This is a genomic window from Enterobacter cloacae complex sp. 2015409 (assembly GCF_041365315.1).
Lineage (GTDB): Bacteria > Pseudomonadota > Gammaproteobacteria > Enterobacterales > Enterobacteriaceae > Enterobacter > Enterobacter pseudoroggenkampii.
The window spans coordinates 2,002,216-2,026,944 of the sequence record NZ_JBFTVM010000001.1 but is presented as its reverse complement, the minus strand read 5'-3'; the positions used below and the strand labels follow the sequence as shown (position 1 = coordinate 2,026,944).

28 protein-coding genes and 1 riboswitch are annotated in these 24,729 nt (G+C 59.3%); of the genes, 24 read left to right on the top strand and 4 right to left on the bottom strand.

Features of this window, described 5'->3' with window-relative positions; translation table 11 throughout:
- Positions 1 to 10 precede the first annotated feature (10 nt).
- On the bottom strand, positions 11 to 1,399 hold the full coding sequence (gene glmL, locus ACDO57_RS09940; protein WP_370883915.1) for a methylaspartate mutase accessory protein GlmL: 1,389 nt from the start codon (positions 1,397 to 1,399) through the stop codon (positions 11 to 13).
- Positions 1,399 to 1,848 carry a methylaspartate mutase subunit S gene (glmS, locus tag ACDO57_RS09935; protein WP_024907732.1) on the bottom strand — a complete coding sequence of 150 codons (450 nt, stop codon included), beginning with the start codon at positions 1,846 to 1,848 and terminating at the stop codon, positions 1,399 to 1,401. Before glmS ends, glmL begins: the two co-directional genes overlap by 1 nt.
- A gap of 518 nt (positions 1,849 to 2,366) precedes the next feature.
- On the opposite strand from glmS, the gene cobA reads away from it, so the two are divergent.
- The 3 genes from cobA to ACDO57_RS09920 are packed head-to-tail and all read left to right on the top strand — an operon-like array spanning position 2,367 to position 4,904.
- Positions 2,367 to 3,137, top strand: a complete 771-nt coding sequence (cobA, locus tag ACDO57_RS09930) for a uroporphyrinogen-III C-methyltransferase (RefSeq protein ID WP_048989926.1) — start codon at positions 2,367 to 2,369, stop codon at positions 3,135 to 3,137.
- 38 nt (positions 3,138 to 3,175) lie between these two features.
- Positions 3,176 to 4,246, top strand: coding sequence for a threonine-phosphate decarboxylase CobD (cobD, locus tag ACDO57_RS09925; RefSeq protein ID WP_370883914.1), 1,071 nt, complete (start codon positions 3,176 to 3,178; stop codon positions 4,244 to 4,246).
- Between the two features lie 10 nt (positions 4,247 to 4,256).
- Complete coding sequence (locus ACDO57_RS09920) at positions 4,257 to 4,904, top strand: bifunctional precorrin-2 dehydrogenase/sirohydrochlorin ferrochelatase (protein WP_370883913.1); 648 nt, start codon at positions 4,257 to 4,259, stop codon at positions 4,902 to 4,904.
- Here the strand turns inward: ACDO57_RS09920 and ACDO57_RS09915 are convergent.
- Positions 4,896 to 5,762: an L-threonine kinase gene (locus ACDO57_RS09915; RefSeq protein ID WP_370883912.1), complete on the bottom strand. Its 867-nt coding sequence runs from the start codon at positions 5,760 to 5,762 to the stop codon at positions 4,896 to 4,898. The two genes, ACDO57_RS09920 and ACDO57_RS09915, sit on opposite strands and share 9 nt — an antisense overlap.
- A 453-nt stretch (positions 5,763 to 6,215) precedes the next feature.
- A riboswitch (cobalamin riboswitch) is annotated at positions 6,216 to 6,392 on the top strand.
- Positions 6,393 to 6,491: 99 nt separating this feature from the next.
- On the opposite strand from ACDO57_RS09915, the gene ACDO57_RS09910 reads away from it, so the two are divergent.
- From ACDO57_RS09910 to cobT, 21 genes are read left to right on the top strand one after another with little or no spacing between them, the layout of a single operon-like run.
- A complete protein-coding gene (locus ACDO57_RS09910; RefSeq protein WP_370883911.1) occupies positions 6,492 to 7,871 on the top strand; it encodes a cobyrinate a,c-diamide synthase in 1,380 nt (459 codons plus the stop codon).
- Positions 7,868 to 8,827 carry an adenosylcobinamide-phosphate synthase CbiB gene (gene cbiB, locus ACDO57_RS09905; RefSeq protein ID WP_370883910.1) on the top strand — a complete coding sequence of 320 codons (960 nt, stop codon included), beginning with the start codon at positions 7,868 to 7,870 and terminating at the stop codon, positions 8,825 to 8,827. The genes ACDO57_RS09910 and cbiB overlap by 4 nt, the downstream gene beginning before the upstream one ends.
- Positions 8,828 to 8,839: 12 nt before the next feature.
- On the top strand, positions 8,840 to 9,472 hold the full coding sequence (locus tag ACDO57_RS09900; RefSeq protein WP_047040039.1) for a cobalt-precorrin-8 methylmutase: 633 nt from the start codon (positions 8,840 to 8,842) through the stop codon (positions 9,470 to 9,472).
- On the top strand, positions 9,469 to 10,608 hold the full coding sequence (gene cbiD / locus ACDO57_RS09895; protein ID WP_248163818.1) for a cobalt-precorrin-5B (C(1))-methyltransferase CbiD: 1,140 nt from the start codon (positions 9,469 to 9,471) through the stop codon (positions 10,606 to 10,608). The genes ACDO57_RS09900 and cbiD overlap by 4 nt, the downstream gene beginning before the upstream one ends.
- Positions 10,602 to 11,207: a cobalt-precorrin-7 (C(5))-methyltransferase gene (locus ACDO57_RS09890; RefSeq protein WP_090417456.1), complete on the top strand. Its 606-nt coding sequence runs from the start codon at positions 10,602 to 10,604 to the stop codon at positions 11,205 to 11,207. The genes cbiD and ACDO57_RS09890 overlap by 7 nt, the downstream gene beginning before the upstream one ends.
- Entirely contained in the window at positions 11,197 to 11,766 is a 570-nt protein-coding gene (locus ACDO57_RS09885; RefSeq protein WP_370883909.1) for a decarboxylating cobalt-precorrin-6B (C(15))-methyltransferase, read from the top strand. Before ACDO57_RS09890 ends, ACDO57_RS09885 begins: the two co-directional genes overlap by 11 nt.
- A complete protein-coding gene (locus ACDO57_RS09880; RefSeq protein ID WP_024907721.1) occupies positions 11,759 to 12,532 on the top strand; it encodes a cobalt-precorrin-4 methyltransferase in 774 nt (257 codons plus the stop codon). The genes ACDO57_RS09885 and ACDO57_RS09880 overlap by 8 nt, the downstream gene beginning before the upstream one ends.
- Complete coding sequence (cbiG, locus tag ACDO57_RS09875; protein WP_370883908.1) at positions 12,513 to 13,568, top strand: cobalt-precorrin 5A hydrolase; 1,056 nt, start codon at positions 12,513 to 12,515, stop codon at positions 13,566 to 13,568. The genes ACDO57_RS09880 and cbiG overlap by 20 nt, the downstream gene beginning before the upstream one ends.
- The gene (locus tag ACDO57_RS09870) at positions 13,568 to 14,293 is read left to right on the top strand and encodes a precorrin-3B C(17)-methyltransferase (RefSeq protein ID WP_370883907.1); all 726 of its coding nucleotides are present in this window, start codon (positions 13,568 to 13,570) and stop codon (positions 14,291 to 14,293) included. The genes cbiG and ACDO57_RS09870 overlap by 1 nt, the downstream gene beginning before the upstream one ends.
- Complete coding sequence (locus ACDO57_RS09865) at positions 14,290 to 15,075, top strand: cobalt-precorrin-6A reductase (RefSeq protein WP_370883906.1); 786 nt, start codon at positions 14,290 to 14,292, stop codon at positions 15,073 to 15,075. Before ACDO57_RS09870 ends, ACDO57_RS09865 begins: the two co-directional genes overlap by 4 nt.
- Before the next feature lie 10 nt (positions 15,076 to 15,085).
- Positions 15,086 to 15,880 carry a sirohydrochlorin cobaltochelatase gene (locus tag ACDO57_RS09860; protein WP_032649053.1) on the top strand — a complete coding sequence of 265 codons (795 nt, stop codon included), beginning with the start codon at positions 15,086 to 15,088 and terminating at the stop codon, positions 15,878 to 15,880.
- Positions 15,877 to 16,590 (top strand): cobalt-factor II C(20)-methyltransferase, encoded by a 714-nt coding sequence (locus ACDO57_RS09855; RefSeq protein ID WP_032649051.1) that lies wholly within the window; start codon positions 15,877 to 15,879, stop codon positions 16,588 to 16,590. The genes ACDO57_RS09860 and ACDO57_RS09855 overlap by 4 nt, the downstream gene beginning before the upstream one ends.
- Positions 16,587 to 17,324, top strand: coding sequence for a cobalt ECF transporter S component CbiM (gene cbiM / locus ACDO57_RS09850; protein WP_048989904.1), 738 nt, complete (start codon positions 16,587 to 16,589; stop codon positions 17,322 to 17,324). The genes ACDO57_RS09855 and cbiM overlap by 4 nt, the downstream gene beginning before the upstream one ends.
- 1 nt (position 17,325) lies before the next feature.
- The gene (locus ACDO57_RS09845; RefSeq protein WP_024908226.1) at positions 17,326 to 17,607 is read left to right on the top strand and encodes an energy-coupling factor ABC transporter substrate-binding protein; all 282 of its coding nucleotides are present in this window, start codon (positions 17,326 to 17,328) and stop codon (positions 17,605 to 17,607) included.
- Positions 17,594 to 18,271: an energy-coupling factor ABC transporter transmembrane protein gene (locus ACDO57_RS09840; RefSeq protein WP_024908227.1), complete on the top strand. Its 678-nt coding sequence runs from the start codon at positions 17,594 to 17,596 to the stop codon at positions 18,269 to 18,271. Before ACDO57_RS09845 ends, ACDO57_RS09840 begins: the two co-directional genes overlap by 14 nt.
- Positions 18,272 to 18,282: 11 nt before the next feature.
- Positions 18,283 to 19,101, top strand: a complete 819-nt coding sequence (locus ACDO57_RS09835; protein WP_032649044.1) for an energy-coupling factor ABC transporter ATP-binding protein — start codon at positions 18,283 to 18,285, stop codon at positions 19,099 to 19,101.
- Complete coding sequence (locus ACDO57_RS09830) at positions 19,098 to 20,621, top strand: cobyric acid synthase (protein ID WP_316498442.1); 1,524 nt, start codon at positions 19,098 to 19,100, stop codon at positions 20,619 to 20,621. The genes ACDO57_RS09835 and ACDO57_RS09830 overlap by 4 nt, the downstream gene beginning before the upstream one ends.
- Complete coding sequence (cobU, locus tag ACDO57_RS09825) at positions 20,618 to 21,169, top strand: bifunctional adenosylcobinamide kinase/adenosylcobinamide-phosphate guanylyltransferase (protein WP_024908230.1); 552 nt, start codon at positions 20,618 to 20,620, stop codon at positions 21,167 to 21,169. The genes ACDO57_RS09830 and cobU overlap by 4 nt, the downstream gene beginning before the upstream one ends.
- Positions 21,160 to 21,918: an adenosylcobinamide-GDP ribazoletransferase gene (gene cobS, locus ACDO57_RS09820; protein WP_370883905.1), complete on the top strand. Its 759-nt coding sequence runs from the start codon at positions 21,160 to 21,162 to the stop codon at positions 21,916 to 21,918. The genes cobU and cobS overlap by 10 nt, the downstream gene beginning before the upstream one ends.
- 3 nt (positions 21,919 to 21,921) lie before the next feature.
- On the top strand, positions 21,922 to 22,530 hold the full coding sequence (locus ACDO57_RS09815) for an adenosylcobalamin/alpha-ribazole phosphatase (RefSeq protein WP_370883904.1): 609 nt from the start codon (positions 21,922 to 21,924) through the stop codon (positions 22,528 to 22,530).
- Between the two features lie 11 nt (positions 22,531 to 22,541).
- Entirely contained in the window at positions 22,542 to 23,597 is a 1,056-nt protein-coding gene (gene cobT / locus ACDO57_RS09810; RefSeq protein ID WP_048989896.1) for a nicotinate-nucleotide--dimethylbenzimidazole phosphoribosyltransferase, read from the top strand.
- Positions 23,598 to 23,670: 73 nt separating this feature from the next.
- Here the strand turns inward: cobT and ACDO57_RS09805 are convergent, their stop codons facing one another.
- A complete protein-coding gene (locus ACDO57_RS09805; RefSeq protein WP_370883903.1) occupies positions 23,671 to 24,528 on the bottom strand; it encodes a helix-turn-helix domain-containing protein in 858 nt (285 codons plus the stop codon).
- Positions 24,529 to 24,729 lie beyond the last annotated feature (201 nt).

Here is a 24,729-nt window from a genome sequence, read left to right as displayed (position 1 = left end):
GCCTTAGGTTTTATAGGGTTAAACATTGAATACTGGTGCGAGCCGCCGCCTGCGGGTCCAGCCTGGCGACGTTCGCCAGCAGAGGAAGCAGCCCTTTTGCATCGCGGTAATAGTCAAACTGCCCGGGTAAAAGAACGCGTCTGCTGCTGTCGTCCAGCTCGCGGTACTTCAGCCAGCGGTGAATATCGAACTGGCTGGCGCGGGAGAGCCATCCCCCGGAACCCACCACTTTGCGCACGGTGGTCAGATCGCGCCCCATCTGCAAATCGACGTTGCCTACGCAGGTACAGACCTGTTTTTTGGTGCCGGCATGGCGCTCGCTGGCGTACCCCACGCACAGCCCGGCCAGCAGCGTGTCGAAATGCTTTTCTTCTTCGGTAGCAGGGAGGTAGTCCGGATGCGCGACCAGATGGCGCAGATAGCCATAGAACGCTTCCCTGCGCTGAGGCTGGTGGGCGAACACCGCGTTCACCAGTTCCTGCGTACTCTCGCCAACCACCACCGCCGAGACGCGCATGCCGAGGTCGCCCTCTACGGTGCGTTTCACAAACGGCTCAGGCACGCCGTGCAGGACGGTATCCGGGGAGAGCATGTTGGCGCTGGCGGAATAGACGTCGGTGGTGGCTCCGCCCATGTCGATCAGCATGAATTCTTTCCACGCGCTGTCGATGTCGCTTATCGCTTTCACCAGCTCGTAGACGGTCCACGGCGTAGGCATCGGCTCTTCGCCGGTTTCCCCGACGATAACGTCCAGCCCTTTCCCCTTCACGATGCGGGAGAGAAAGACATCGCAGATAGCCTTGCGGGCGGCATACGGATTCGGGTGATCGAGGTCAGGCAAAACGTTGTCGACCACGATCAGATCTTTGTGGCCAAGAATGGCCTGCACGTCGTCCTGAATATCGCGATTTCCGGCGTAAATAATGGCGCAGTCCAGCGTTGATGCAGCCAGCGCGCGGGCATTGGCCAGTCCGTAGCTCTCTTCGCCGCCGTCCGTACCGCCCGTGAACAGCAGAATGTCCGGCGGGGAGTCCTCCAGCGCCTGGATATCGTGACGGTTCAGTTTGTACGAGTAGTACTGGGCGATTTTGGCACCCGCTGAATGGGCGGTGACTTTGGCTGATTCCAGGGTTATTGACGGCACCAGACCCATTGCGGCAACGGCGAGCCCGCCTTTTGCCGACGACGAGTATTTCAGCGTAACGTCCCCGCTGTTCAGCAACGGTCGCGCATCGGCAACGTTTAGCACCTGGTTCAGGCTGGTAAAGAAACCCTCCGCCAGATAGTGGGTCGTCGTCGGGGTCAGAACGTGGTTGACCAACGTTAGCGCATCACCCTCCGGCGTGAAGAGTGCGGCTTTGGTCCACGTCGAGCCAATGTCGACTGAGACGATTTGCATCAGAAGCCCTCTTCAAGACAGAGCTCTTCAACGCGCTGACGCTGTTGTATATCGTTCGCCATCAGCTGACAGACGTCCTCCAGGTCGTGGCTCGGAGCGAACACGCGGTTGAAACCCATCTCTTTGAATTTGGCTTCGACATCGGCGAAATCGTGCTTACCCACGACCAGGTTACCGCCAACAAAAAGCAGAATGTCGCCGATACCGCGTTCGATGCAGCGCTCGCGCAGCCCCAGGCAGTCGATGTCGCCATGGCCGTAGATGGATGAAACGACAATAGCATCAGCACCCGTTTCGATGGCCGCATCAATATATTCATCCTGGCTCACCATCACACCAAGATTGATGACGTGAAAATCATGGGAAGTAAAAACACGATCCAGAACTTTATTGCCTACCGCATGGCAGTCAGCACCAATGACGCCAATAACAAGTGTTGATTTCTTCATGGGTAATCCTCTGTAGGGCTGATAGTGAAAATAAAATGGGTATTAAAAACGATTAATGTACATTGGGTCTGTTGATGGTGTTGGAGTGTGTTTTGAAGACGAAAGGGATGCAATTGATCTATTTTCAAAAAATCCTTCCAAAAATGATGATGGTAATGATGTTGCATTGAAAAATGATTTATATCAGTTACTTGTGTGCGCTTTATTTTAGGGTTGATATTTATCTGTAAACGTCGCTGACAAAACCATTTTAATATTTGTGATCGCGCGCCTGTTTTATTGCTGAAGGCGATTTATATGTTTTTTTAAGCATGATGACCAAAGCAATAATGTCGTAATGGCAGAGGGAAGGCGGTATTCACTGTTTTATTGATATTGGTCATAAACGCCATTCGTAAAATTAAGAAAGAGTGATAAATACATCAAATTTTTGACGTGTGGAGGGGATGTATAATTCAGCACTAATTTTAATTACCCGCTTTCTTGCGTCTTTAAATATTTAATCTGAGGATATAACGATGAGTAAAGGGAAGGTTTGGCTTGTAGGGGCAGGGCCTGGCGATGCGTCTTTGATTACGGTAAAAGGTTTGCACTGTATCCGCCATGCGGAGGTGATTGTTCACGATCGCCTGGTAAACCCTGAACTTCTGGCTCAGGCTCCGGCAGGCTGTCTGATTATTGATGTCGGTAAAACCCCAAGCCATCATCCGGTGCCTCAGGAACAAATCAATGCCCTGCTGGTCAAGCATGCCGGGGAAGGGCGCCAGGTGGTGCGCCTGAAAGGCGGGGACCCCTACGTTTTTGGCCGCGGGGGCGAAGAGGCCGAGCAGCTGGCGAAAGCCGGCCTGACGTTCGAAATTGTGCCGGGGATCAGTTCCGCAATTGGCGGACTGGCCTATGCCGGGATCCCGGTCACGCACCGTCATTACGCCTCCAGCTTTCATATTGTGACCGGTCATATGTGCCAGGGGAACGACCCGCAAAACTGGCATGCCCTGGCGCAAATCAACGGAACGCTGATCGTTCTGATGGGAATGACGCGGCTGACGGAAATCTGCCAGCAGCTCATCGAGGGAGGCATGTCCGCTGAAACGCCGGTGGCGGTGGTGATGTATGCCAGCCAGTCTCGTCAGCAGATCGCCAAAGGTACGCTGACCGATATCCACCTCGAGGTTGAACGTCAAAAACTGCATGCTCCGGCGCTTATCGTCATCGGTGAGGTGGTCAGCCTGCAGGAGATACTGGCGTTTACCGCATCACATATCGCGCTGAATCAGGTTGTGGTCTGATGTTATCCTGACATTTTCGAAATGGACGAGTGAAACGAATGAGTGAGCATGGTGGTAACGTTCTGGAAACGGGGCTGCAGTTGGGGATCGCTCCCGAGCTGCTGGTGGACTTTAGCGCGAACATCAATCCGTTAGGGCTGCCCGATCGCGTCAGGTCGCTCATTGTGTCCCATCTGGATATCATCATGCAGTACCCGGACGTTGAATACCGCCATCTTCATCAGGCGCTGGCCACCGCCAGCCGGTGTGACTATGACCAGACGATTGCCGGGAATGGCGAAACGGAGCTGATCTATGGCCTGGTGCGAACGCTTGCCCCTCGCCGGGCGATGCTGCTGGTACCGGGCTTTGCCGAATATCGCCGGGCATTACAGCAGCAGGGTTGCGAGATAATTGACTATGCGCTGAGTGAGCAGAACGGGTTCCAGGTGGATGTTTCCATACTGGACGCCGTTCGCGCGCACAGGCCCGATTGCCTGTTTATCGCGACGCCAAACAACCCTACCGGACTCATGCCTGATGCCGGTCTTCTCGACCGGCTGGCCTCGCTGTGCGAATCGCTGCAGATTGCGCTGATTGTGGATGAGGCGTTCATCGATTTTCTGCCGCAGGGCTCCACGCTGGCGCCGCGGCTGGCGGAGTCACGCTATCTTTACCTGCTGCGATCCCTGACCAAGTTTTTTGCTATTCCCGGGCTGCGCCTTGGGTATCTGCTGAGCGGCAATACGCAAACCATTCACCAGCTGAAACGCACCCGTGAGCCCTGGTCCGTGAATGCCTTCTCGGCGCTTGTGGGGCAACATTTGCTGTCGGATGAGGACTATATTGCTCGCAGCCACGCCTTTATCGCCCGGGAGCGGGATTTCCTGTGGCAGGCGATGGCGCGCTTTTCATCGCTGGCGGTCTGGGAGTCGCAGGCCAACTTTATTTTCTTCCGCTGTCTGCGTCCGGGTTTCGACCTGAAGGCGGCGCTGCTCGGCCATCACATCCTTATCCGCCACTGCGAAAACTATCCAGGGCTCGATCGCGACTACTACCGGATTGCCGTCCGTACCGAGGCGGAGAACCGCCGGTTTATTGCCGCGCTGACTCACGTTTTACAAGGCTAAGGCTAAGGCTATGGACTATTTCCCGATTTTTTGCAACCTGAAGGGGAAATGCTGCCTGATCGTCGGTGGCGGGCAGGTGGCGACGCATAAGGCGAAGGGGCTGCTGGCGGCCGGGGCGGTGCTGCATCTGGTTGCGCCCACCCTGACGCCGGAACTCGCCAGCCTGCACGCGAGCGGTGACATCGAGTGGTTTCCGGCGACGTTTTCGCCGCAGTATCTGCAGTCGTGCTGGCTGGTCATTGCCGCGACCAGCGATCCGCAGGTGAACCGTCAGGTCGCCGCGGCCGCCAGCGCGGAGCGTATCTTTTGCAATGTCACGGACGATCCTTCGACTGCCACCTTTATCTCACCGGCCATTATCGACCATTCGCCGGTCATTATTGCGCTGAGCTGCGGGGGCAACGCGCCGGTGTACAGCAAGATCCTCAAAGCGCATGTCGCCGCCCACCTTCCTCCGGGCATGCGGGAAAGCGTGCAGTTGGCGGGGACGCTTCGTGAACGGATTAATCGCGCATGCGGTGACCGGGAGCGCAAGCGTGCATTTTGGGCCGCGTTCTTCCGGTATGCTCCGCTGCAGCAGGCTTTAGCGCAGGAGCACGAGCAGGAGGTCAGGCAGCAGGTCGAGTGGCTCATTCAGCACAGGCTGCTGTCAGAGTAGCGTCACGCCGCCTTTTACCATCCGCAGCAGGTGTTGTTCAGGCCAGTGGCGGGTGAGCTGTTTTTTTACCAGCAGCCATTTCACATAATCGACATCGTCTTTATTTCTGTCCAGCATCAGACCCACGACGCTGCCGCTGTGCGCCACGTTCACCCCGTAAATACCGCACTCCTCCACCAGTGAGAGCAGTGCGTCAAAATCCGGTTTAGGCAACAGCGTCTGGCTGGCAATGGCGCTGAGGGTGGCCGCTTCGCCCATCCGATAAGGGTTTTGCGTTATGCAGGACTCCTGGACTTTTTCCCACGCGCGTTCCAGCGCTGGCGAACCGGCCAGTAGCCCCGCCTGACGCGGGATGCGGTGGTAATCTGCCGTACGCAGCGTTTGCGGACTTTCCAGAACGAGCAGGTCGAGAGCGGGCTGGACGTCGCAGGCGATCTGCGTGGAAGCGTCGTTATGATCGAAAAGGGTCAACTGGCGAAACACGGTGCTGTCGGTGGGTTCGAGCGAAACGCAAAGCGTTGCCAGCGTGCTTTCGTCGAGCTGACGCCCCAGATGGTGGGCGGTGGCGACGGCGGTGGCGGCGATATCCGCGGTGCTGCTGGCCATCCCTTTGGCAACCGGGATGGTCGAGTGCACGTCAATGCGGATATCCAGGCTTAGCTGCGCCGGATAGTGCCAGTGCTGCAACAATCGCTCGACCATCGCGCGCGACAGCGGGCGTTCATCCGCCAAGGGTGAGCCGTGGCTCACCTCAACGGTGCTGTACCATTCGACAGGGCAGGAGACCAGCTTCTCACTGCCCAAAATCCAGCCCTGGATAAGCTCACCGCACGACGCGGGGCATTGCGCAACAGCCACGTTTCCACCTTACTGGTCAGAAATTCCTGGAGCATAGTGTCATGAGGATATTCCTCTTACCTTGATATACCGCAAATTACGACCTGGATAGTCTCCATATTATTTTGCGATCCTGCTGAACGCGTAATGCATCAATGAAATCACACTGACTTACGTTGAACAGCAATATTATGTTTTTACCGGGCTTTAATATCCTGATGAATTTTGATCACAATAAAATGAAAAAATATCAAGTAGTGCAATAACTTGTCATAGAACAATAAATATTGAGATTTTAAGCGTGATTATCTTTGCTTTTTATTTTTTGTGATAAAACGTTGAGTTATTGAGAAAGGCGTCAATTATTCTGGCGCCACGTTTTACTCAGCATGGTTTTCATTTGTGGTTAAGTATTTGCCTAAGGTGAATTGAAGCGCCGCAAATAGCATTGCTGTTTTGAGAACGAACTCTTTCTCATAATGTAAGCCGACAGGTTTTGCCACATTTGTGGCAGGGAAGGGGGTGACAATCCCCCGCAGCCCCCGCTGCTGTGATGCTGACGACCCCGTAATGACCACTGATCGTGAGATTGGGAAGGACGGGCGAGGAGGACGCTAAGCCAGAAGACCTGCCTGTCGGGAACGTTCAACAACTTCGGTGGGAAGTGGGTTGTACTGATGCATCATACAGTCGAAAGACTGGGACGACGTGTATCTATACCTCCCAACCACCCTGGACAGGATCGGGGTCATGGCGGCAAAGCAGTACGCGTTTGTTCTGGCAGGTACCGGAAGCGGTTGTGGTAAAACCACGGTGACGCTTGGCCTGTTGAGTCTGTTAAAACAGCGTGGATTACGCGTCCAGCCGTATAAAGTGGGCCCTGACTATCTTGATACCGGCTGGCATACCAAAGTCAGCGGCACCTCCTCCCGCAACCTCGACAGCTTCATGCTTCCTGAGCCAATACTCAACGCGCTGTTTTGCGAGCATATGCAGCAGGCGGATATCGCGGTCATTGAAGGCGTGATGGGGCTGTATGACGGCTACGGCACCGATCCGAACTATTGCAGCACCGCCGCGATGGCAAAACAGCTGGGCTGTCCGGTGGTTCTGCTGGTGGACGGCAAGGCGGTATCTACGTCGATTGCCGCGACCGTAATGGGCTTTCAGCGGTTCGATCCTACCCTCAATATTGCCGGGGTGATTGTCAATCGCGTCAACAGCGAATCACATTATCAGCTGCTCAAAACGGCCATTGAGCACTACTGCACGCTACCCGTCCTGGGCTATGTGCCGCACGTTGAGGGCGTCGGTTTGCCCGAGCGCCATCTTGGGTTGGTCACCGCCCGGGAGTCGGCCGCGGACCCGCAGACCTGGCAAAATTTTGCCGCCATTCTCGAACGTACGCTGGATATTGAACAACTTCTCGCGCTCAGCCAGATGGCGTCGCTGCCGCAGGGCGCCTGGCCCGCGCGCCCTGACGGGGACGCCGGGCGCGGGTTAACGCTCGCGATGGCCGATGACGAGGCCTTCAACTTCTATTACCCGGATAACATCACGCTGCTTGAACGTACCGGGGTCGACATTATCCGCTTTAGCCCGCTGCGCGATAGCCGTTTACCTGACTGCCAGATGGTCTGGCTCGGGGGCGGTTACCCGGAGCTGCATGCGGCACGGCTTGCGGAAAACACCGCGATGCTCGCCAGCCTGCGGGAGGCGCATCGGCGCGGGGTGGCGATCTACGCCGAGTGCGGTGGGCTGATGTACCTCGGCAGCACGCTGGAAGATAGCGAGGGGGTCACCCACCGGATGGCTAATATTATCCCCGGCCACAGCAGGATGGGTAAACGGCTGACCCGTTTTGGCTATTGTGAGGCGCAGGCGCGCCAGCCCACGCTGCTGGCCGATAGCGGGGAGGTGCTGCGTGGGCATGAGTTTCACTATTCCGACTTCTCCCCCCAAACCCCTGCGGTACTGGCGTGCCGCAAAGTGCGCGATGGCGTGACGATGCAGGAATGGGCGGGTGGCTGGCAGGTTGGCAACACGTTCGCAAGCTACCTGCACCTCCACTTTGCCCAACGCCCCACGATGCTCAGCCGCTGGCTGACGGCGGCGAGGGGGGCGCTATGACCCTGATGGCATGGTGCGTCGCGTGGTTGCTGGATGTCATCATCGGCGACCCGCAACGCTGGCCGCATCCGGTGCGCTGGATAGGCAACCTGATCAATGCGGTGCAGCGGGGTGTTCGCCGCTGCTGCCATAGCGACGCGGCGTTACGCATTGGCGGCGGCGTCATGTGGCTGGCCGTCGTGGGGCTGACCTGGGGCATAGCCTGGGGCGTGCTGGCGTTCGGACGGTGGGTGCATCCCTGGCTGGGCTGGACGATTGAGGTGTGGATGATATTTACCGTGCTGGCCGGGCGCAGTCTGGCAAACGCCGCGCGGGACGTTGAACGCCCGCTGCGGGCAGGCGACCTTGATGAAAGCCGCGAAAAGCTCTCCTGGATAGTGGGGCGCGATACCTCTCAGCTTCAGCCGGAACAGATCAACCGGGCGGTGGTGGAGACCGTCGCGGAGAACACGGTCGACGGCGTTATCGCCCCGCTGTTCTTCCTCCTGCTGGGCGGCGCGCCGCTGGCGATGGCCTATAAGGCGGTGAATACCCTCGATTCAATGGTGGGCTACAAGCATGAAAAATACCGCGCGATCGGCATGATCAGCGCCCGTATGGATGACGTGGCGAACGCTATCCCCGCGCGCCTGAGCTGGCTCTTGCTGGGCGTTGCGGCGTGGCTATGCCGCGAGGATCCCTCCCGCGCGCTGCGCGTCGGCTGGCGCGACCGCTATAACCACAGCAGCCCCAACTGCGCGTGGTCTGAAGCAACGGTTGCCGGTGCGCTGGGCATCCGGCTTGGCGGACCCAACACCTATTTTGGCCAGCGCGTGGAAAAGCCGTGGATCGGCGACGCCCTGCGCCCGATTGCGGTAGACGACATTTCCCGAACGATTCGACTGATGTGGGTTTCCTCCACCCTGGCGCTGGCGCTGTTTATCGCAGCACGCTGGCTGATGGCTGGCGTGGCCTGAGGACAAAAGACAATGCAATACATCCAGCAACCCCAGGCGATTGAAGCCAAAAGTTTCGACATCATTGGCGAAATCATTCGCGAAACGCGGCCGGAGTACCGGTTCGCCAGCCCGCTGCATGAGGCGATCGTCAAGCGGGTGATCCATACCACCGCAGATTTCGACTGGCTGGATATTCTCTGGTTTTCAGATGACGCGCTGGAGCAGCTTTGCGCGGCGCTCCGTCGCCCGTCCGTTATCTATACCGATACCACGATGGCGCTCTCCGGGATCAACAAAACGCTGCTGGCCACGTTCGGGGGCGAATGCCGCTGCTATATCAGCGACCCGCGGGTGGTGGCACAGGCAAAGGCCCAGGGAATCACCCGCTCGATGGCGGCCGTGGATATCGCGGTGACGGAAGAGAGCGAGAAGATCTTCGTCTTTGGCAATGCGCCCACGGCGCTGTTTCGCCTGCTTGAGCATGATGTTGCCGTCAGCGGCGTGGTGGGCGTCCCGGTGGGGTTTGTGGGGGCGGCGGAATCGAAAGAGGCGCTGACGCACAGCCATCTGCCCGCGATTGCGGCACTCGGGCGCAAAGGCGGCAGCAATGTGGCGGCGGCGATTGTAAACGCCATGCTCTATTACCTGCAGGGGGCGCGATGAGCGATTCCACCTTCGATGCCCCGGTATGGCATAACGGGAAGGCATTACGTAAAGGCTACACCACCGGCTCCTGCGCGACCGCGGCAGCGAAAGTCGCCGCACTGATGGTGCTGCGCCAGCACCTGATTCATCAGGTCTCCATTGTGACACCCTCCGGCGTCACGCTGTGTCTGAACGTGGAATCGCCGCACATTGAAGGGCAGCAGGCGATTGCGGCCATCCGCAAAGACGGCGGTGATGACGTTGACGCCACCCACGGCATGCTGATTTTCGCCCGCGTGACGCTCAACGACAGCGGCGAGATTACGCTGGCGGGCGGCGAGGGCGTGGGGACCGTGACGCGCAAAGGCATCGGCCTGCCCATCGGCAGCGCGGCGATCAACCGCACGCCGCGTCACACCATTGAGTCCGCCGTGCGCGAGGCGATTGGCCCGACGCGCGGGGCCAACGTGGAAATCTTCGCCCCTGAAGGCGAAGAGCGGGCGCAGAAAACCTACAACTCACGCCTCGGGATCCTGGGCGGTATTTCGATCATCGGCACCACCGGCATTGTCACGCCGATGTCAGAGGAGAGCTGGAAACGCTCGCTTTCTCTGGAGCTGGAGATTAAACGCGCGGCCGGGCTGGAGCGGGTCGTGCTGGTGCCGGGCAATCATGGCGAGCGCTTTGTGCGCGAGCAGATGGGCATTGATCAAGATGTCGTGGTCACCATGAGCAACTTTGTCGGCTACATGATTGAAGAGGCGGTGCGGCTGGGGTTTCGCCAGATAGTGCTGGTCGGCCATCCCGGCAAGCTCATCAAAATTGCCGCCGGGATATTCCACACCCACAGCCATATCGCCGATGCGCGTATGGAAACGCTGGTGGCGCATCTGGCGCTGCTCGGTGCGCCGCTGGAATTACTCACCGTCGTCAGCGAGTGCGATACCACCGAAGCGGCGATGGAACACATCGAAACCTGGGGTTTTCAGGCGCTTTACAGCCATCTCGCCGAACGGATCTGCCTGCGCGTAATGCAGATGCTGCGCTTTACCAAAAATCCGCCGACCTGTGACGCCATTCTGTTTTCCTTTGATAACCAGGTGCTGGGCAGCAACCGCCCGGTCGAGGCGATTGCCCGGGCGCTGCAATGTTAACGGTCGTGGGAATGGGGCCTGCGGGATTGCGCCTGATGACGCCCGCCGCGCGTGAAGCTATCGATCGCGCCGATGCGCTGGTCGGCGGAAAACGCCATCTGCTGCAGTTCCCGGCGTTTTGCGGCGAGACGTTTGTCCTGGGGGCCAACATTCCGGCGCTGCTGGCCTGGGTTGAGGCGCGTCAGGAGAAAAAGGTGGTGATTGTGGCCTCCGGCGATCCGCTCTTTTACGGCATCGGATCGCGGATGGTGGCGCATTTCGGTATGGCGCGCGTGCGCATTATTCCCGGCATCAGCGCGGTGCAGTACCTGTGCGCGCAGGCGGGCATTGATATGAATGAGATGTGGCTCACCAGCAGCCATGGCCGCAGCGTAAATGTTGACGAGCTGGCACGGCATCGCAAAGTGGCGATGGTCACCGATAGCCAGTGCGGGCCGAAAGAGATTGCCGCGCAGCTGGTGGCGCGCGGGAAGGGCCATCGCTGGATGGTGATTGGTGAAAACCTGGCGATGGAAAATGAACGGATCCACTGGCTGCCCGTCAGTGAGGTCAGTGCCGACTATGAGATGAATGCGGTGGTGATCCTCGATGAAAGATGAACTGTTTCTGCGCGGCGAAACGGTGCCGATGACCAAAGAGGCGGTACGCGCGCTGGCCCTCACGAAGCTCGAGCTGCATCGCGCCAGCCACCTGATTGACGTCGGTGCGGGAACCGGGAGCGTGTCGATAGAGGCGGCGCTGCTGTTTCCCTCGCTGCACGTGACGGCCATAGAGCGTAACCCTGCGGCTCTGCAGCTGCTTGCGGAAAATCGCCAGCATTTTGCCTGTCGCAATATCGCGATTTTGCCGGGCGTTGCGCCGTTACCGGTGGCGGATAAGGCCGATGCGGTCTTTATGGGCGGCAGCGGCGGCCATCTGACCTCGCTTATTGACTGGTCCCTGCGCCAGCTACATCCCGGCGGACGTCTGGTGATGACGTTTATCCTGATGGAAAACCTCACTACCGCGATGGCCCATCTGCAGCAGATCGGCGTCCAGAACATTGATTGCCTGCAAATGCAGGTTTCCGCGCTGACCCCGCTCGGCAGCGGTCACTATTTCAAACCGAATAATCCCGTTTTTGTTATCGCCTGTCAGAAGGAAGAACACCATGTCTGAGACGTTTGATTCCCGTTGCGTGTGGTTTGTCGGTGCCGGTCCTGGTGACCGTGAGCTCATCACGCTCAAGGGCTACCGGCTGCTGCAGCAGGCGCAGGTGGTTATCTATGCCGGTTCGCTGATCAATACCGAGCTGCTGGCGTATTGCCCGCAGGGAGCCGAATGCCACGACAGCGCGGAACTCCATTTAGAACAGATAATCGACCTGATGGCGGCGGGCGTGAAGGCCGGAAAAACGGTGGTACGTTTACAGACCGGCGATGTCTCGCTCTACGGCTCCGTTCGCGAGCAGGGCGAAGAGCTGACCAAACGCGGCATTGCCTGGCAGGTGGTGCCCGGCGTCAGCGCTTTCCTCGGCGCCGCGGCGGAGCTTGGGGTGGAATACACCGTCCCTGAAGTCTCGCAGAGCCTGATTATTACCCGCCTCGAAGGCCGCACGCCGGTGCCGGAACGTGAACAGCTGGAGTCATTTGCCAGCCATCAGACCTCGATGGCGATTTATCTCTCGGTCCAGCGTATTCACCGGGTGGCGGAACGCCTGATTGAAGGCGGTTATCCGGCCACCACGCCCGTTGCCGTCATTTATAAAGCGACCTGGCCGGAAAGCCACACCGTCCGCGGCACGCTGGCGGATATCGCCGACAAAGTACGCGAGGCGGGGATCCGCAAAACGGCGCTCATTCTGGTCGGGAAGTTCCTGGGCGAGGAGTATCACTACTCAAAACTCTATGCCGCGGATTTTAGCCATGAATACCGTAAAGCCTGAGCCCATCGCGCTGTTTTGCCTGACGCCGGGCGGCGTGCGGCTGGCGAAGCGTCTGGCGGCAATGCTGCCGGTCACCTGCTTTACCAGCGAGGGCCTGCGGGAAGAGGGCTTTATCTCCTTCGATGGCGGCTTTGCCCCGGCGGTGCGCGAGGCGTTCACGCGCTACCCGGCGCTGATTTTTATCGGCGCCACCGGCATTGCGGTGCGCGTTCTGGCGCCACTCATCCACGACAAGCTGAGCGACCCGGCGGTAGTGGTGATCGACGAGCGTGGGCAGCACGTGATTAGCCTGCTTTCCGGCCATGCTGGCGGGGCGAATGCGCTGACCCGCTATCTGGCGGAAATGCTGGGGGCGGATCCGGTGATTACCACCGCCACGGACGTCAACGAGATGGCCGCGCTGGATACCCTTGCCTTCCAGTTGAATGCCCGAATGCGCGATTTCCGAACGACGGTGAAAATCGTCAACCAGATGCTGGTGAGTCATCAGCGGGTAGGGCTGTGGTGGGATGCGGAACTCGACGACGACGTCAGCCGGTGCGATCGGCGCGGGTTTATCACCGTGAGCGACCTGCAGCACCTCCCGGAACTGGATGCGCTGGTGTGCATTACGCTGCGCAACACGCTGCCGGAACTGCCGTTACCGCACTGGACGCTGGTTCCCCAGCGGGTCGTGGCGGGCATCGGCTGTCGACGCGACACGCCGTATCCGCTGCTGGCGACCCTGTTAATGCGCCAGCTTGCGGCGCATCAGTTCGATCCGCTGGCGCTGAAAGCGATTGGCAGCGTCTCCCTTAAAAAAGACGAAGCGGGCCTGCTTCAGCTTGCCGCCTGCTGGGGTGTGCCGTTTGAAACTTTTACCGCTGACGCGCTGCGTGAGCACGAACACCGCTTTCCGGCTTCACCGTTTGTACGCCAGACGGTTGGGGTGGGGAGCGTCTCGGGACCGGCAGCGTGGCTGCTGAGCCATGGGCAACTACGAGGAGAAACCCTGCGCGAACAGGGCGTCACTATCACTTTGGGAGTTTCACACTGATGTTAACCGTAATTGGAATCGGCCCGGGCTCGCAGGCCATGATGACCATGGAAGCCGTAGACGCGCTGCAGGCGGCAGAAATCATCGTTGGCTACAAAACCTATACCCATCTGGTGAAGGCCTTCACCGGCGACAAACAGGTGATCAAAACCGGGATGTGCAAAGAGATTGAACGCTGTCAGGCGGCGATCGAGCTGGCGCAGGCCGGGCATAACGTCGCGCTTATCAGCAGCGGCGACGCCGGTATTTATGGCATGGCGGGGCTGGTGCTGGACCTGGTCAGCAAACAGAAGCTGGACGTTGAGGTTCGCCTGATCCCCGGGATGACGGCCAGTATCGCCGCCGCGTCTCTGCTTGGCGCGCCGCTGATGCACGATTTTTGCCACATCAGCTTAAGCGATCTGCTGACGCCGTGGCCGGTCATTGAAAAACGCATTGTTGCTGCGGGAGAAGCGGACTTCGTCATCTGTTTCTATAACCCGCGCAGCCGGGGTCGCGAGGGCCATCTGGCACGGGCGTTTGAGCTGCTGTCCGCCAGCAAAAGCCCGCAAACGCCGGTAGGGGTAGTGAAGTCTGCCGGGCGCAAAAAGCAGGAGAAGTGGCTGACCACGCTGGGCGACATGGACTTTGAGCCGGTCGATATGACAAGCCTGGTGATCGTCGGAAATAAGGCCACCTACGTTCAGGAGGGGCTGATGATCACACCCCGGGGCTATGTGCTGTGAACTATGGCGACGTGCTGGTCATGGGCGGCACCAGCGATGCCCGCGCGATCTGCCAGCAGCTGGATGCGGCCGGCGTGGCCTACACCCTGTCGGTGGCGACGGCCACCGGGCAGCGGCTGGCGGGCGACATTAACGGCCGGGTGCGCTGTGGCCGCCTGGAGCAGCAGCAGATGGTTAACTGGCTTGCGCAAAACAGGACCCGCTGGGTGATTGACGCTTCGCATCCCTACGCTGAGGTGGTCAGCCGCAACATCCTGGCGGCCTGTGAAACGGTGGGCGTGTTGCTTAGCCGCTATCAGCGCCCCGAACAGCTCAGCGAGCTGACGCATCCGCTGCTCTACAGCGTGCCGGGCATAGAAGAGGCCTGCGACATCGCGCGGCGGCTGGGCGAACGCGTGCTGTTGACCACCGGCAGTAAAGATCTGGCGCGCTGGCGCGCCGGGCTGCTGGAGAAAACGCTGCTGGCCCGGGTGCTGCCGGTGCCCGAGGTCCTTGAGCAATGCGCCGGGCTTGGCTTTGGCGTTACCGAGATCTTCGCGATGTGCGGGCCATTCAGCGCTGAGTTTAACGCGGCGTTTTATCGCCAGTGCCGGGCTGACGTGATGATCACCAAAGCGTCCGGTGCGGAAGGCGGCTATCGGGAAAAGGTTCAACCCTGTCTGGATGCGGGCATCCCCTGCATCGTGATTACACGCCCGGCGCCGCTGGTGACGGGAGAAGAGTTACTGGAAAGTCAGGCCGCATTCGCCGGGCGCTTAGCCCGCTGGCTGGCCGCTGCTTAAGGAGTTAGAGATGAAAAAGGCGCTTCTGGTGGTCAGCTTTGGTACCAGCTACCACGATACCTGCGAGAAAAACATTGTGGCCTGCGAGCGTGCGCTGGCGGAAAGCTGCCCTGACCGCGAGCTGTTTCGGGCATTCACCTCCGGGATGATCATTCGCAAGCTCAAACAGCGTGACGGCATTGAGATCGATACGCCGCTGCAGGCGCTGAAAAAGCTTGCGGCTCAGGGATATCAGGACGTGGCGATCCAGTCCCTGCACATCATCAACGGCGATGAGTACGAGAAAATCGTCCGTGAAGTGCAGAGCCTGCGCCCGCTCTTTACCCGCCTGACGCTGGGGGTACCGCTGTTGAGCAGCCACGACGATTACGCGCAGCTAATGTGCGCCTTACAACAGCAGATGCCGACGCTTGGGGCCACGGAAAAAGTGGTATTTATGGGCCACGGCGCCAGCCATCACGCCTTTGCGGCCTATGCCTGTCTCGACCACATGATGATGGCCCAGGGCTTCCCGGCCCGCGTCGGCGCGGTGGAGAGCTATCCGGAAGTCGACATCCTGATTGAGAGCCTCTGTAAACAAGGGGTCACCGCCGTGCATCTGATGCCGCTGATGCTGGTGGCGGGCGATCACGCCATTAACGATATGGCCTCTGATGACGAGGACTCCTGGAAGACGCTGTTTAACGCTGCCGGGATCCCGGCAACGCCGTGGCTAAGCGGGCTGGGCGAAAACCCGGCGGTGCGCGCGATGTTCGTCGCCCATTTACAGCAGGCGCTGAGCGTGGCGATGGAGGAGGCAGCATGAGCGGCAAACTGTACGCCCTCAGTACCGGGCCGGGCGCGTCTGACCTTATCACCGTGCGCGCCTCACGGATCCTCGGTTCGCTGGATATTCTCTACGCCCCGGCGGGACGAAAAGGGGGCGACAGTCTGGCGCTTTCTATCGTTCGTGAATATGTCGGTGAGCAGACTGAAATCCGCTGCTGCCACTTTCCCATGAGCGCCGACAGCGCTGAAAAGGAGGCGGTGTGGGATGCGGTGGCCGACGCGTTAGTAACGGAGGTGAACAACGGAAAGCTGGTTGGCTTTATCACCCTGGGCGACGCGATGCTGTTCAGTACCTGGGTGTTCTTACTTCAGCGCATCGGCAGCCCGGACTGGCTGGAAATTGTGCCCGGCGTGACGTCGTTTGCCGCGATTGCCGCGCGGTCCAAAACGCCGCTGGCGATGGAACAGCAGTCGCTGGCGGTGATCGCATGCACCGCGCCGGAAGCGGAGATTGCGCAGGCGCTGCAGCAGCACGACAGCCTGGTGCTGATGAAGGTCTATGGCCGGTTTGCGCGCATCAAAGCGCTGCTGACGCAGGCCGGGCTGCTGAACTGCGCGCTGATGATGTCAGAAGCCACGCTCCCCGGCGAGCAGTGCTGGCGGCATCTGGATGAGGTTGCTGACGACCAGCCGTTACCCTATTTCTCGACCATTCTGGTCAACAAACAGTGGGAGTATGCGCAATGAAACTCGAACAACAGCTTAAACAGCTGTCATTAAGTGGCCTGGCGGCGGCGCTATTGCTGATGGTGGTGCCGGAGCAGGCGTTCGCGATGCACATCATGGAAGGCTTTTTACCGCCCATGTGGGCGCTGGCGTGGTGGCTGATCTTCTTACCGTGTCTGTGGTATGGACTGGTGCGCCTGCGCCGTATCGTGCAGGAGGATAGCCACCAGAAAGTCCTGCTGGCGCTGTGCGGGGCGTTTATTTTCGTGCTGTCGGCGCTGAAGATCCCCTCGGTGACCGGCAGTTGCTCGCATCCGACCGGCGTGGGGCTCGCCGTGATTCTGTTCGGGCCGGGCGTCGTCGCCATTCTCGGCGCCATCGTGCTGCTGTTTCAGGCGCTGCTGCTGGCGCACGGCGGGTTAACCACGCTTGGCGCGAACGGCATGTCGATGGCGGTGATTGGGCCGGTTGTCGGGTACATGGTGTGGAAAATGGCCTGCCGTGCCGGGCTCCGTCGTGATGTCGGGGTATTTTTGTGCGCGATGCTGGCGGATCTGGTGACCTATTTTGTCACCTCAGTCCAGCTTGGCGCGGCGTTCCCGGACCCGGCGACGGGTGCCGCGGGCTCGATTGTGAAATTCATGGGCATTTTCTGCCTGACGCAGATCCCCATCGCCATCGCGGAGGGACTGTTAACCGTCATGATTTATGACCAGTTGACCAAACGTCAGCTGATTACCGCACAAGGACACTGAGATGAAAAAGACGCTGATGCTGTTGGCGATGGTGCTTGCTCTGATCGTACTGCCATTTTTTATCGATCACGGGGGGGAGTTTGGCGGCTCGGATGGTGAAGCCGAAAATCAAATTCAGGTTGTGGCGCCGCATTACACGCCGTGGTTCACGCCGCTCTATGAACCCGCCAGCGGCGAAATTGAAAGCCTGCTGTTTACGCTCCAGGGCTCCATTGGCGCAGCGGTGATTTTCTATATTTTGGGCTACACCAAAGGCAGACAGCGCCGTGATGACCGGGCTTGACAGGCTAAGCTATCAGAGCCGCTGGGCTCACGTTGCGCCGGAACGCAAGTTTCTGCTCTGGCTGGCGCTGATGACGCTGGCGTTTGCGCTGCCGCCGCTGGGGCAGGGGATCGTCCTGGCGTTGACGGCGGGACTGACCTGCTGGCTGCTGCGGATGACCTTCTGGCGCTGGTGCCGCTGGATGGCGCTGCCGTTTGGCTTTCTGCTGGTCGGCGTGCTGACGATCCTCTTTAGCGTCACCCGTGACCCGAACACGCTGGCGGCAGGCGTCCCGGTGGGGCACTACTGGCTGGGGATAACCGCGTCCGGGCTGACTGCCGCCAATGAAACCTTCTGGCGCAGCCTTGCCGCGCTGGCGGCGACCTTCTGGCTGGTGCTGAACCTGCCGTTTCCGCAGCTGATTGTGCTGCTTAAGCGGGCGCGCGTGCCGCGCCTGCTTACCGAGCAGATCCTGCTGACCTGGCGCTTTATTTTTATTCTGTTAGACGAAGCGCTGGCAATTCACCGCGCGCAGACGCTGCGTTTTGGCTATCGTAGCCTGCCAAAGGGCTATCGCTCGCTGGCGATGCTGGTTGGTTTGCTGTTTACCCGGGTGCTGATTCGCTATCAGCAGATGGCGACCACGCTGGATATTAAACTCTATCAGGGTGATTTTCCCCTGTAAGGAATCGCACCATGCTTACCACCGCCGATCTCTGGTTTCGCTATCAGGAGGCGCAGGTGCTCAAAGGGCTGACGCTGGATTTTTCGACCCATCCCGTCACCGGGCTGGTCGGAGCTAACGGCTGCGGAAAGTCGACGTTATTTATGAATCTGAGCGGCCTGCTGAAGCCGCAGCAGGGTGCGGTGCTGTGGCAGGGGAAGCCGCTGGACTACAGCAAGCGCGGACTGCTGGCGCTCCGTCAGCAGGTGGCAACGGTGTTTCAGGATCCCGATCAGCAGATCTTTTATACCGATATTGATAGCGACATCGCCTTCAGCCTGCGCAATCTGGGCGTGGCGGAACCGGAGATTGCACGGCGCGTCGACGATGCGCTGACGCTGGTTGACGCGCAGCGTTTTCGCCAGCAGCCGATCCAGTGCCTGAGCCACGGGCAAAAGAAGCGCGTCGCCATTGCCGGGGCGCTGGTGCTGGGCGCCCGCTATCTTCTGCTGGACGAGCCCACGGCCGGGCTTGATCCTTCAGGACGCACGCAGATGATCGAGATTATCAGGCGCATTGTGGCGCAGGGGAACCACGTGGTGATCTCCAGTCATGATATTGACCTGATATACGAAGTGAGCGATGCCGTCTACGTGCTGCGTCAGGGAGAAGTGCTGGCGCACGGCGCGCCGGGTGAGGTCTTTGCCCGCGGCGAACTGATTGAACGGGCCGGATTAACGCAGCCCTGGCTCGTCAAGCTGCACGCGCAGCTTGGCCTGCCGTTATGTAAAACCGAAGATGAATTTTTCAGCCGTATGCGACAAAAAAACGTAATGAAGGAGGCCTCATGACGCAGGCAATTATGTTGCAGGGCACCGCTTCTGACGTGGGTAAAAGCGTCCTGGTGGCGGGGCTGTGCCGGATTTTTTATCAGGATGGCCTGCGTACCGCACCGTTTAAGTCGCAGAATATGGCGCTCAACTCCGGTATTACGCCGGAGGGAAAAGAGATGGGCCGCGCGCAGATATTTCAGGCTCAGGCGGCGGGGATAACGCCGGACGTACGGATGAATCCGGTGCTGTTAAAGCCGACCAGCGATCGTAAAGCGCAGGTGGTGCTGATGGGGCAGGTGGCAACCGATATGGATGCGGTCAGCTACCACGAGTACAAACCGCGCCTGCGGGAGCAGATCCGCGACGTCTATAACAGCCTGGCCGGAGAGTATGACGTGGTGGTGCTGGAAGGCGCGGGCAGCCCGGCGGAGATTAACCTGCGCGATCGCGATATCGTCAACATGGGGATGGCCGAAATGGCGCAGTGCCCGGTGATCCTCGTGGCGGACATTGACAGAGGCGGCGTGTTTGCCGCCATCTACGGCACGCTGGCGCTTTTGCACGATCGCGAGCGGGCGCGGGTGAAAGGGGTCATCATCAATAAATTTCGTGGCGATGTTGCGCTGCTTTACTCGGGTATTGAGCAGATAGAAAACCTGACCGGCGTGCCGGTGCTGGGCGTGATGCCATGGCTGGATGTGGATCTGGAAGATGAAGACGGTGTGGCGCTGCAAAAGGGAAAATACCTGCGAACCGCCCAGCGCGATATCGACATTGCCGTGGTGCAGGTACCGCATATCTCCAACTTCACCGATTTTAACGCCCTGGCGGCGCAGCCCGATGTTCGCGTGCGCTATGTCCGTTATCCCCAGGAGCTGGCGGGGGCCGATCTCGTGATTCTCCCCGGCAGTAAAAATACGCTGGGCGATCTGGCCTGGCTGCGGGAAAGCGGCATGGCGCACGCGGTGCTCCAGTCCCACCAGCAGAACGTGCCCGTCATGGGCATTTGCGGCGGCTACCAGATGCTTGGCGATACCATCATTGATGAGGTGGAGTCGGGGCTGGGAACCCAGCCGGGGCTGGGTCTGCTCCATACCGTGACCCGCTTCGCGCAGCGAAAAACCACGACGCAGGTCTCGGCGCAGATGGCGTCGGCGCTCCCGGCGTGGCTTAAGTCGGCAGCGGGCATTAAGGTGCAGGGCTACGAGATCCATATGGGAGAGACCCAACTGACATCCGACGGTAGCCCGGCGCTGTTTCTGGAAAAAGAGGGCGAGCGCATCGCGGACGGTGCCATCAGCGCTGACGGGCAGGTGATAGGGACCTATCTACACGGGCTATTCGATAACGATGCCTTCACGCGCGCGATGGTGGACGGCTTGCGCCAGCGCAAAGGACTGGCGCCCTTAGACGTTGCGGTAGATTACGCCGCCTGGAAAGCGCAACAGTTTGATATCCTGGCGAGCGCGATGAGAGAACATATTGATATTAAAAAGATCTATCAAATAATGCGGGAGCATCAGGAGGAAGGCGCATGATTTTGGTCACCGGAGGCGCGCGCAGCGGGAAAAGTGCGCACGTCGAGCAGCTGGCGGCGCAGCAGTGCGAGCGCGTGCTGTATATCGCGACGTCGGTGATTACCGATGAAGAGATGGCGCTGCGCGTTGACAAGCACCGCGCCCAGCGTCCTGCGCACTGGCGAACCTGGGAAGGGTATCGCGATCTGGGCGACGTGATTCGCCACCAGGTGCAGCCGGGCGAAGGCGTGGTTCTGGAATGCGTCACCACCCTGCTGTCGAACCTGCTCTATGACGCCAGCGGCGGCGCGTCGCCGGAGACCCTCGATTTTTCCGCGCTTGAGGCGGTGCTGCAACAGCAGGTGGACGACCTGATTGCGGCCTGCCAGCAGTCGGCGGCGCCGGTTTATATTGTGACTAATGAGCTGGGCATGAGCATCACGCCAGAGAATCGGCTGGCGCGTCATTTTGTCGATATTGCCGGGCGCGCGAACCAAAGGCTGGCGCAGGCGGCGCAGGAAGTGTGGCTGGTTGTCTCGGGAATTGGAGTAAAGATTAAATGCCGTTAAAAATGTTGTGGGCGACGCTGGGATTCATTACCCGCATTCCGGTGCCGCAAAAGTGGAGCGACGGCGTTGAATTTTCGCAGTATGGCCGTGGCGTCCCCTGGTTCCCGGTAGTGGGCCTGATCGTTGGCGTGCTGGCTGCCCTGGGCTATCTGGCGGTGAGCCAGACCGGCGGGGGGATCTATATCGGCGCGGTCGCCTGGGTTCTGGCGCTGGTGCTGCTGACCGGCGGGTTTCATCTGGACGGTCTGGCGGACACCTGCGATGGCGTCTTTTCTGCCCGCACCCGCGAACGGATGCTGGAGATTATGCGCGACAGCCGGTTGGGAACCTATGGCGGTCTGGCCATTGTATTCTGCATCCTTATCAAAGTCGCTGCGGTAATTTCCCTGGCCCACCTTCCGGTTAATACCCTGTTTGCGCTGCTGGTCTGCGCGCCGATCGTCGGTCGAACGGCAATGGTGTTGGCCATGTACCGGCAGCGCTATGCGCGCGAAGGGGCTGGAATGGCAAACGCCTATCTTGGCCATATCAGCGGCAAAGAGACGGTCATCACCCTCTGCATCGGCGTGGCGCTCGTGGGACTATTGGCCGGGGCGCACGGGCTTATCGCCAGCGTCATCACCTGGATGGTCGTCAACGCGGTAAAGACCTTTTTAAGCCGCCGACTGGACGGGCTGACGGGGGATACCCTGGGCGCGATGGAGGAGATCGGTGAAATGGTCTTCCTGCTGTCGCTACTGTGGGTCTGATGTATGCGTCTTTTTCTGGTTCGTCACGGTCAAACAGCCGCTAACATCAGCGGCGTATTTTACGGGAGTACCGATCTGGCGCTCTCGCCGCAGGGCATTGCCCAAAGCCAGCGTGTTGCCGGGTACCTGTCCGGGGTCGCGTTCGCGCGCGCGCGCGTCAGCGCGCTGCAGCGTTCGCAGCAAACGGCGCGGATTATCGTGCCGACAGCCCATGATGTTCACGTCGATGCGCGGCTTAACGAGCTGGATTTTGGCGAATGGGAGATGCGTCACTTCAGCGACATCGAAAAAGAAAGTCCCGCGTCGTGGCAGCGCTGGATGGATGACTGGCAAAACGCAACGCCAGACGGCGGCGAAGCCTTCCCGCATTTCGCCGCGCGCGTCAGGGCGGCGGCGGATGAGATGAGTCAGCTGCAGCAGCGCGAAGACATGCTCATTGTGGCGCATCAGGGCGTGCTGAGCCTGTTGCTGGCAACCTGGTTAGGGATGCCCGTGGCGGCGATGTGGCATTTCCCGTTCAGTCACGATGCCTACACGGTCGTTGAAAATCGGGGCGGGCATTGGGTGTTACGGGTATTTAATGGCAGAAGCGTTTGGCAAACAGAAGAGTGAGGGTGATGAGGATGGGGACAGTGAAGGCGCTGGCGGCGGCCATCAGACCGCTTGATAAACAGAAGATTCAGGCGGCCTCAAGGCATGTTGATGGCTTAATAAAGCCGACAAACAGCCTGGGTCGGCTGGAAAGTCTGGCAATACAGCTTTCGGGAATGTGGGGCATCGACAGGCTCGATAATCTGCAAAAAGAGATTATCGTCATGTGCGCCGACCATGGCGTGTTTGATGAAGGCGTGGCCGTGACGCCGAAAGTGGTGACCTGGCTTCAGGCCGTCAATATGCAAAAGGGGTTGACCGGAGTGTGCGTGCTGGCCCGCAATAGCCAGACGTCGGTACTGCCCGTTGACATCGGTATTGACGGCGAGCCTATCGACAATATGCTCAGCCTTAAACTCTCGCGCGGCTGCGGAAATATCGCTCAGGGTCCGGCGATGAGCCGTCAGGATGCCGAGCACCTGCTGCTGGCGAGTGCCAGCCTCGTTAAAAAACGCGCGCAGGAGGGGATCTCCGTCTTTGGCGTAGGCGAGCTGGGTATTGCCAATACGACGCCGGCCTCGGCAATCATCAGCGTGCTGACCGACAGCGATCCGCATGATGTGGTGGGGATTGGAGCCAATTTGCCGCAGGACCGGGTGCAGCATAAGGAAACCATCGTCCGGCAGGCGATACGCATAAACCAACCGGATGCGCGCGATGCGGTTGATGTGCTGGCCAAAGTCGGCGGCTATGACCTGGTGGGCATGACCGGGGTGATATTGGGCGCTGGCGCATGCGGACTGCCCGTGGTGTTAGACGGTTTTCTCTCGTATGCCGCCGCCATCGCCGCCTGTCAGATTGCGCCAGAAGTGAAGAACTACTGTATTCCCTCTCATTTTTCCGCAGAAAAGGGGGCCAGGCGCGCGCTGGAGCACCTTGGGCTGGCGCCGTTTATCCATCTTGACATGCGTCTTGGCGAAGGGAGCGGTGCCGCGCTGGCAATGTCTATCGTCAGCGCGGCCTGCGCAATGTACTGCGAGATGGGGCAACTGGCGCAAAGCGGCATTGAGTTGCCCGTTCCGGCATGACGGAAAGGCAAAAACCCCAGCCAGGCTGGACGCCGGAAAGCGTCCAGCTTTGGGCCAGCGGTCAACCCCCCCCTTAACAGGGCATTCTGGTGCAGCGGATACTGCGCCGATACTGCAGCGGCGTCTGACGCATCATCTTTTTAAAGCAGGTAATGAAATAGGTCACCTCGCTAAACCCGACTGCGAGCGCAATAGCGTCAATTGGCTCATCGCTGTACCGCAACAGCTCGCAGCTGCTTTTTATCCGCCGGGTCAGCAAATATTCGTGGATGCTACCGCCGGTCTGCTGGCGAAAAATGCGTGAGGTATAGCTGCGCGAAAGCCCCAGGTCGTGCGCTAGCTGGTCGAGTGAAAACTTGCTGGCATAGTGGGCTTCGACCCAGCTCATAATCCGCGAGGCGACGGTCTGCTGGCGCGGCGGGTATGGCTGCGGCTGCTCGGGCAGAAACGTCATGAGCTGCATCATCAGAAAGGCCACCTCGCACGCCTCGGTCTGCTCGTTGCCCTCCAGGCGCTGAAACTGTTCAAGGATCCTTTCGATAAACGCCGCATGCTCGCTGAGATCGTAGATTTGCGCCGGAAGATTGCTGGCGGCCAGCGCGGCGAACCGGGCCTGATGGCGCGGGAAGGCGCCGAGCGCACTTTCGACCACCGATTGCTCAATGTGCATGGTGGTGCGGTGATAGGAATTCTTATCGCTATGATCGACCTGCACTTTGTGCAAACGGAAGGGCGGGAAGATAAATAATCGCCCCGGACGGGCGGTGTAGTGCTGATTATCCACCACCACGATGCCGTAGCCGCTGGAGATATAGAGCAATTCAACGCATTGATGCCAGTGGTAGTAAATCGCGCTGGTGGTGGACATGCGGTTAAAAGAAATGGCCTGCCGATCGAGCGTAATTCGTTCCAGCAGCTGCGTTTCACCCATATTACCTCCAGGACAACAGATTTAAATTTTTAGGCCATCATTTGTAATTTATCCCCCTCGCGTTCGACAAAATCCAGCAAAAATGAAATGGCGGTTTAATTTTGTGAGTCTGCTCACTCAGCGCCGGGAATAAAAGCAGTTACTCTTCATTCAGACGTCGCACTCGTGGCTTTAAAAAGCCTAATAACAATAACTTATCTC

What these genes read in the sequence shown, in the direction of transcription:
- cobA (WP_048989926.1), top strand. Translation starts at nt 2,367, where the DNA reads ATGAGTAAAGGGAAGGTTTGGCTTGTAGGGGCAGGGCCTGGCGATGCG.
- cbiB (WP_370883910.1), top strand. Translation starts at nt 7,868, where the DNA reads ATGACCCTGATGGCATGGTGCGTCGCGTGGTTGCTGGATGTCATCATC.
- ACDO57_RS09900 (WP_047040039.1), top strand. Translation starts at nt 8,840, where the DNA reads ATGCAATACATCCAGCAACCCCAGGCGATTGAAGCCAAAAGTTTCGAC.
- ACDO57_RS09870 (WP_370883907.1), top strand. Translation starts at nt 13,568, where the DNA reads ATGTTAACCGTAATTGGAATCGGCCCGGGCTCGCAGGCCATGATGACC.
- cbiG (WP_370883908.1), top strand. Translation starts at nt 12,513, where the DNA reads ATGAATACCGTAAAGCCTGAGCCCATCGCGCTGTTTTGCCTGACGCCG.
- ACDO57_RS09860 (WP_032649053.1), top strand. Translation starts at nt 15,086, where the DNA reads ATGAAAAAGGCGCTTCTGGTGGTCAGCTTTGGTACCAGCTACCACGAT.
- ACDO57_RS09830 (WP_316498442.1), top strand. Translation starts at nt 19,098, where the DNA reads ATGACGCAGGCAATTATGTTGCAGGGCACCGCTTCTGACGTGGGTAAA.
- ACDO57_RS09880 (WP_024907721.1), top strand. Translation starts at nt 11,759, where the DNA reads ATGTCTGAGACGTTTGATTCCCGTTGCGTGTGGTTTGTCGGTGCCGGT.
- cobS (WP_370883905.1), top strand. Translation starts at nt 21,160, where the DNA reads ATGCCGTTAAAAATGTTGTGGGCGACGCTGGGATTCATTACCCGCATT.
- ACDO57_RS09890 (WP_090417456.1), top strand. Translation starts at nt 10,602, where the DNA reads ATGTTAACGGTCGTGGGAATGGGGCCTGCGGGATTGCGCCTGATGACG.
- cobT (WP_048989896.1), top strand. Translation starts at nt 22,542, where the DNA reads ATGGGGACAGTGAAGGCGCTGGCGGCGGCCATCAGACCGCTTGATAAA.
- cobU (WP_024908230.1), top strand. Translation starts at nt 20,618, where the DNA reads ATGATTTTGGTCACCGGAGGCGCGCGCAGCGGGAAAAGTGCGCACGTC.
- glmS (WP_024907732.1), bottom strand. Translation starts at nt 1,848, where the DNA reads ATGAAGAAATCAACACTTGTTATTGGCGTCATTGGTGCTGACTGCCAT.
- cbiM (WP_048989904.1), top strand. Translation starts at nt 16,587, where the DNA reads ATGAAACTCGAACAACAGCTTAAACAGCTGTCATTAAGTGGCCTGGCG.
- ACDO57_RS09920 (WP_370883913.1), top strand. Translation starts at nt 4,257, where the DNA reads ATGGACTATTTCCCGATTTTTTGCAACCTGAAGGGGAAATGCTGCCTG.
- glmL (WP_370883915.1), bottom strand. Translation starts at nt 1,399, where the DNA reads ATGCAAATCGTCTCAGTCGACATTGGCTCGACGTGGACCAAAGCCGCA.
- ACDO57_RS09845 (WP_024908226.1), top strand. Translation starts at nt 17,326, where the DNA reads ATGAAAAAGACGCTGATGCTGTTGGCGATGGTGCTTGCTCTGATCGTA.
- ACDO57_RS09805 (WP_370883903.1), bottom strand. Translation starts at nt 24,528, where the DNA reads ATGGGTGAAACGCAGCTGCTGGAACGAATTACGCTCGATCGGCAGGCC.
- ACDO57_RS09840 (WP_024908227.1), top strand. Translation starts at nt 17,594, where the DNA reads ATGACCGGGCTTGACAGGCTAAGCTATCAGAGCCGCTGGGCTCACGTT.
- ACDO57_RS09885 (WP_370883909.1), top strand. Translation starts at nt 11,197, where the DNA reads ATGAAAGATGAACTGTTTCTGCGCGGCGAAACGGTGCCGATGACCAAA.
- cobD (WP_370883914.1), top strand. Translation starts at nt 3,176, where the DNA reads ATGAGTGAGCATGGTGGTAACGTTCTGGAAACGGGGCTGCAGTTGGGG.
- ACDO57_RS09815 (WP_370883904.1), top strand. Translation starts at nt 21,922, where the DNA reads ATGCGTCTTTTTCTGGTTCGTCACGGTCAAACAGCCGCTAACATCAGC.
- cbiD (WP_248163818.1), top strand. Translation starts at nt 9,469, where the DNA reads ATGAGCGATTCCACCTTCGATGCCCCGGTATGGCATAACGGGAAGGCA.
- ACDO57_RS09855 (WP_032649051.1), top strand. Translation starts at nt 15,877, where the DNA reads ATGAGCGGCAAACTGTACGCCCTCAGTACCGGGCCGGGCGCGTCTGAC.
- ACDO57_RS09910 (WP_370883911.1), top strand. Translation starts at nt 6,492, where the DNA reads ATGGCGGCAAAGCAGTACGCGTTTGTTCTGGCAGGTACCGGAAGCGGT.
- ACDO57_RS09835 (WP_032649044.1), top strand. Translation starts at nt 18,283, where the DNA reads ATGCTTACCACCGCCGATCTCTGGTTTCGCTATCAGGAGGCGCAGGTG.